This window comes from Arthrobacter sp. CAL618, from assembly GCF_000468215.1.
Classification (GTDB): domain Bacteria; phylum Actinomycetota; class Actinomycetes; order Actinomycetales; family Micrococcaceae; genus Arthrobacter_D.
Map to the genome: position 1 here is coordinate 1 of NZ_ASZW01000263.1, position 4,897 is coordinate 4,897.

Below are 4,897 nucleotides of genomic sequence, written 5' to 3' on the forward strand. Positions count from 1 at the left end.
GGCCGTGTCCGTGGTGGCTGCGGGGCCCGTTGGCTCGGCGTCCGTCGGCTCGGCCGTGTCCGTGGTGGCTGCGGGGCCCGTTGGCTCAGCGGCCTCGGCAGTTTCGGTTAACTCGACCGGCGCGTCAGCGGGTGTCGTGTCTTCAGCCGGGAGATTCTGTTGCTTCTTCTTCAGGCGCCCAAAAACCATGATTGGGTTCCTTTCCTTGGGTGTGTGGATCCTCCGGGAGGGGGTTCCTGGTCTGGATATCCTTGAGGTTATGCGTGAGTCGGAGCGGCAGCAGCATCAACGCTGTAGCCTCCGGTGGAGCCGAAGCCCCCGCTGCCGCGCACTGATCCGGGGAGTTCTTCAACCACGGTAAATTCGGCGTGCTCGACCTGCTGGATGAGGAGTTGGGCAATCCGGTCCCCTCGTTGAAACGCCAGCGATTCGGTTTTGTCAGTGTTCAGCAGGGTGACAGCAATCTCGCCCCGGTAACCAGCGTCAATGGTGCCAGGTGCGTTCACCACCGTCACCCCGTGCTTCGTGGCCAAACCTGACCGGGGATGGACCAGCCCAACGTACCCGTCCGGTAGCGCGATGGCCAGACCGGTAGGCACCAGCAAACGCTCACCCGGCGCCAACCGGAAGTCGATGCGGCTCCGTAGATCAGCGCCGGCGTCACCCGGCTGCGCATATTCGGGTGGGGCCATCCCGGCGTCGAGCAGTTTGATTTGCACGGGAAGTCTCCGCTGTGGGTCCAGCACGTTCATACTCCAGCTGCCTTGAAAGTGATCGGGGTTAGGCCTTCACTCTAGCGCGAAAACCTGAACGATCACCGGGTACCGGCAGGCCAACGGGCGAGGATGAACTACCCAGGAAAATCTGGGAAGGTAGGGGTATGTCAACACCCGCGCCAGGATCATCAGTCAGCACTGTCCTCTATGAGGAGCGGCTGTGGCCCGCCCTCTGGATCTGGCTGGTCGCGGCGGGAGCGGCAGGTGCGTCAGTGGTCACGTTTGCTCCGATCAATCTCACCACCGGGTTTATTGCTGCGACTGTGGTTGCAGTGGTCCTCGGCACCCTGTTGGTCCTGTCAACCCCCCGGATCGTGGTGACCACAACACATTTGACGGTGGGGCGGGCCACGATCGAGCGCCGCTTCCTGGGCGGCGCTGCCGCCTACACCGGTGAAGACGCCACCGCGCAGCGAGGGCCGCAGCTCAATGGGATTGCCTACCTGTGTATTCGCGGCTGGATCTCACCGGTTGTCCGGGTGGAGATCACCGACCCGGATGACCCCACTCCCTACTGGCTGACGTCCACCCGGCGACCGGACCGCCTGGTGGCAGCCCTCGCCGGCTGAGGCTTCCTCCCTCGCCGGGCCGATCAGCCTTCGCAGTCGCTGCAGTAGGCAAGCCCGTCTACGTGTTTGGCGATCTGGGAACGGTGCCGGACGAGGAAGCATGACGCACAGGTGAATTCGTCGGCCTGCGCGGGAAGAATCAGCACCTGGATCTCTTCGCTGGAAAGGTCAGCTCCCGGGAGTTCGAAGGAATCCGCTGCCTCGATCTCGTCTTCGTCAACCACAGGTGACTGGTGGCCAGCGCGGTGGGCCTTCAACTCTTCAATTGAGGCGTCCCCGGCGTCCCCGGCGTCTTCGGGGGTGGTACGCGGCGTGTCGTAATCGGTCGCCATAATTGGGGGTTCACTCTCCGGTGTGCTGTGAGATTGGTTAGTCGGGACTGTCCAACGTCGAGTCCAACGCTGACAGCCGGTATTTTGTGCCCGTACGCCAAAGATTGTCGCTGAACAACCCACTCTGATCCCAATCGGCGTCGAAACTTCCGCGCCACACCACGGGTGTAGTAGGCATGTCGGCCTTCAGGTGGCAGAGTTTCAGGGTAAGGAAGCATTGTCGGCTCGGAGGATTTTCATGCAGGAACTACGGCTGGTGGGTGTTCACGAGGACGGCGGACACCTGCACTTGAACGGTGAGGACGGCTCCAACTTCAGCCTGCCGATCAACGAAGCGCTGCGCATGGCGGTCACCCGCCCAATGGAACAGCACAAGATCAGCACTCCACCTCCCCCCGCAGGCAAACCAATTGTTCCGCTCTCACCCCGCGATATCCAGTCCCGCATCCGCAGCGGTGCCACTGCCCAGGATATCGTCGACGAGTCCGGCCAGGACCTTGCGCAGGTGCTCCGATATGAAGGGCCAGTGCGAGCCGAACGCGATTATATGGCCATTCTGGCCCAGCGGGTGGAGGTTTCCTCTGCCGTGCCTTCGAACGACGGCTACCGGTCAGCCTTCGGGGAAAACCCCGCCCAACTCGGCGACATGGTCGCATACCGGTTGCAGGCGTATGGGGTCGATGCCAACGCTGTTGAGTGGGACGCCTGGCGACGCCAGGATGGACTCTGGAACGTGGTGGCACGTTTTGATCTGGCACCAGACACCAGGGTCACCGTCGGGGAGGAACCTCCCGCTCAGTGGACGTTCAACCCCAGCCGGAAAACCGTCCTGAACACCAACCGGTGGGCCCAGTTGCTCAGCGAACTGGAACCGCTCGACGGCCCCCTGCCCACACGGCGGCTCAGCGCCGTTGCTGATCATGTCTTCGACTTTGAAGCGCAGAAAACCCCTGAGGCTGCACCCGAAGAGGAAGAAGCCTCAGACAACCTGCTCGACGTCCTCCGGTCCCGNGCCGTGGCCAGCGTCTCGGCGTGGACGAGGACGGCGATGACGCCCTGGCTCATCTGCTGGCCAAGGGGGCGATTCCGGCAGCCCATCCCCGCCCCACGGAGGACGATGGGACGGAAACCCCCGCCTCAACTGATGACGACGACGTCGAGCCACGCAAGTTCGCTGGCCTGAGTCTGGCCCCGTCAGTTGCCGACGACGTCGAGTCCGGCATTGAGGGCAAAGCGACCTACAGCGACGGCACACCAAGACTCTTCGAATCGGTCAGCACCGAAACCCGGGAAATCAGCATTTTTGCCCGCCCGAATCGGCCAGCACAGCCCGGGCCGGAAGCCACCGAACCACGCGAGGATCGCGGTCCCGCTCCCGAGCACGCCTCAGCGTCCGATCGATCAGCATCCGATCGATCAGCGTCCGATCGATCAGCGAAACCGGTTGAGGAAGCATCGGATCGCAAGATCCGGCCGAAGCGTTCCAGCGTCCCCAGCTGGGACGAAATCGTCTTCGGCACCAAAAGCGACTAGTCGCAGTGAACGAGTAGGTCGCCGGGGATTTCCTGGTTGCCGCTTGCTCTTAGGCGAACGGCAGCAACATCTCGTTGCTTTTCATCGCCGTAGCGGTCCTCAGGGTGACCCTCCGCGTGTGATGGCGCCGGCAGAGTGTTTCATAGCCTGTCACTGGTGCGTGCGGGGACTCGGCAACCGAGCCGCCGGTGAGCGGTAGTTCCGGCTGGAGCGGATCCCGCGGCTCCGAGGCCAGCTCAACGTCGCCGACCACCATCTGGTCGCCCTCAACTACCATGACGCCGTCGACGGTCCTCGCGTTATGGGTTGCCCGGCGCCCGCACCAGCAAAGCGCCTCCACCTGAAGGACCTGGATCCGGTCGGCGAGTTCGATGAGCCGCTGCGAACCGGGAAAGAGCCTGGTGCGGAAATCGGAGGTGATACCGAACGCGAACACGTCCACGTCCATCTCGTCGACGATACGGGCCAGCTGATCGATCTGCTCGCCCAGATAAAACTGGGCCTCGTCGCAGATGAGGTAGTCCACCCGTTCAGCTGACGTCCGGCGCCTGACAATTTCGGCCCAGAAGTCGGTGGTGTCGGTGACTTCCACCGCTGGGGTCTGTAACCCGAGCCGGCTGGAAATCATTGCCTCCCCCGCCCGGTCATGGGAGCTGAAGAGCAGACCGGCCCGGCCGCGGGCGCGGTGGTTGTGGTCCATCTGCAGCGCCAGGGTGGACTTCCCGCAGTCCATGGTGCCGGAGAAAAAGATCAGCTCAGCCACGGGTGCCCTTCCCTCCCGGGCGGTTCAGGGTCAGGAGTGGGACTTCCCGCTCGGCCCGGGTGAGCGAGCCATGCTGGCCGACCACTTCCATGGCCGACGCGGAGGTCCGACGGCGATCGTATAACGCGATGGGCTCCCGCGCCGCGATCATGAGGTCTCCGATGCGGGGCAGCACTCGCTGATCGACCTCGCCAAACAGGCCCGCGTCAACGGCCTGGTCGCGGGTGAAGATCCATGCGAGCCGGCCGTAGGCGTCCCGCCACGCCGCCAGGAGTCGTTCCTGCCCTCGGGGGGACAGGTCCGGTTCAAAGTACAAGTGGAGCATCCGCGGCTCGCCAGCGGTGTGGGCCACCCCGTCGATGAGTTGCGGTTGGGTGGAGAAATCGTGGCGGTGGTCGACGTCGACGTCGACCATCCCGTGATCGGCGGTGAGCAGCAACAGCGTATCGGACGGTACGCGTGCCGCGAGGGTCCTGATCGCTGAGTCAACATCCTCCAACTGGTTGCCCCATTCGGCCGAGCCGCAGCCGTAGCGGTGGCCGGCCTTATCCATCTCGTTGAGATACAGGTAGACCAGCGCCCGGTCGGAGGCAGAGAGTTGCTCATGGGCGCCGCGCACCCGGGCCTGGAGTGTTCCCGCCGCCACATAACTGCCGCCCCGCAACGCCGCCCTGGTCATTGCAGAGTCGGCGAATTTGGGGAGGGACACGCTGACCACCGGGAGCTGCCCGGCCGCCTGTTCAAAGACTGAGGGATACGGTTGCCACTGCAGCGGATCGACTCCCGGGTCCCACCCGCCCAACATGTTGACGACTTTCCCCTGCTCCGGGTCCAGTACATCGTAGCCAACCAGCCCGTGCTTGCCCGGCGGCAGGCCGGTGCCCAGGCTCCCGAGGGATGCGGCTGTTGTTGAGGGGAAAGCCG

Annotated in this window: 8 protein-coding genes; 2 read left to right on the forward strand and 6 right to left on the reverse strand. The window is 64.0% G+C overall.

Annotated features, from left to right (window positions below; translation table 11 throughout):
- Window positions 1–189, reverse strand: a 189-nt coding sequence (locus tag K728_RS19745) for a hypothetical protein (RefSeq protein WP_035748418.1), incomplete at its 3' end; no start/stop codon positions are given.
- Between the two features lie 68 nt (window positions 190–257).
- Window positions 258–752 carry a dUTP diphosphatase gene (dut, locus tag K728_RS0116095; protein ID WP_024477339.1) on the reverse strand — a complete coding sequence of 165 codons (495 nt, stop codon included), beginning with the start codon at window positions 750–752 and terminating at the stop codon, window positions 258–260.
- Window positions 753–880: 128 nt separating this feature from the next.
- On the opposite strand from dut, the gene K728_RS0116100 reads away from it, so the two are divergent.
- Window positions 881–1,345 carry a DUF3093 domain-containing protein gene (locus tag K728_RS0116100; protein ID WP_019481097.1) on the forward strand — a complete coding sequence of 155 codons (465 nt, stop codon included), beginning with the start codon at window positions 881–883 and terminating at the stop codon, window positions 1,343–1,345.
- A 23-nt stretch (window positions 1,346–1,368) separates the two neighbouring features.
- On the opposite strand, the gene K728_RS0116105 is transcribed toward K728_RS0116100, so the two are convergent.
- Window positions 1,369–1,677, reverse strand: coding sequence for a DUF4193 domain-containing protein (locus K728_RS0116105; protein WP_024477340.1), 309 nt, complete (start codon window positions 1,675–1,677; stop codon window positions 1,369–1,371).
- Window positions 1,678–1,714: 37 nt separating this feature from the next.
- On the reverse strand, window positions 1,715–1,855 hold the full coding sequence (locus tag K728_RS21365) for a hypothetical protein (RefSeq protein ID WP_162148071.1): 141 nt from the start codon (window positions 1,853–1,855) through the stop codon (window positions 1,715–1,717).
- Between the two features lie 60 nt (window positions 1,856–1,915).
- On the opposite strand from K728_RS21365, the gene sepH reads away from it, so the two are divergent.
- Window positions 1,916–2,860: a septation protein SepH gene (gene sepH, locus K728_RS19750; RefSeq protein ID WP_337587509.1), complete on the forward strand. Its 945-nt coding sequence runs from the start codon at window positions 1,916–1,918 to the stop codon at window positions 2,858–2,860.
- Between the two features lie 399 nt (window positions 2,861–3,259).
- Here sepH and K728_RS0116115 read toward each other — a convergent pair whose 3' ends face one another.
- Both K728_RS0116115 and K728_RS0116120 read right to left on the reverse strand, forming a co-directional pair.
- Window positions 3,260–3,973 (reverse strand): thymidine kinase, encoded by a 714-nt coding sequence (locus K728_RS0116115; RefSeq protein ID WP_019481100.1) that lies wholly within the window; start codon window positions 3,971–3,973, stop codon window positions 3,260–3,262.
- A partial coding sequence (locus K728_RS0116120; protein ID WP_024477341.1) for an alkaline phosphatase family protein occupies window positions 3,966–4,897 on the reverse strand: 932 nt, incomplete at its 5' end. The genes K728_RS0116120 and K728_RS0116115, both read right to left, overlap by 8 nt.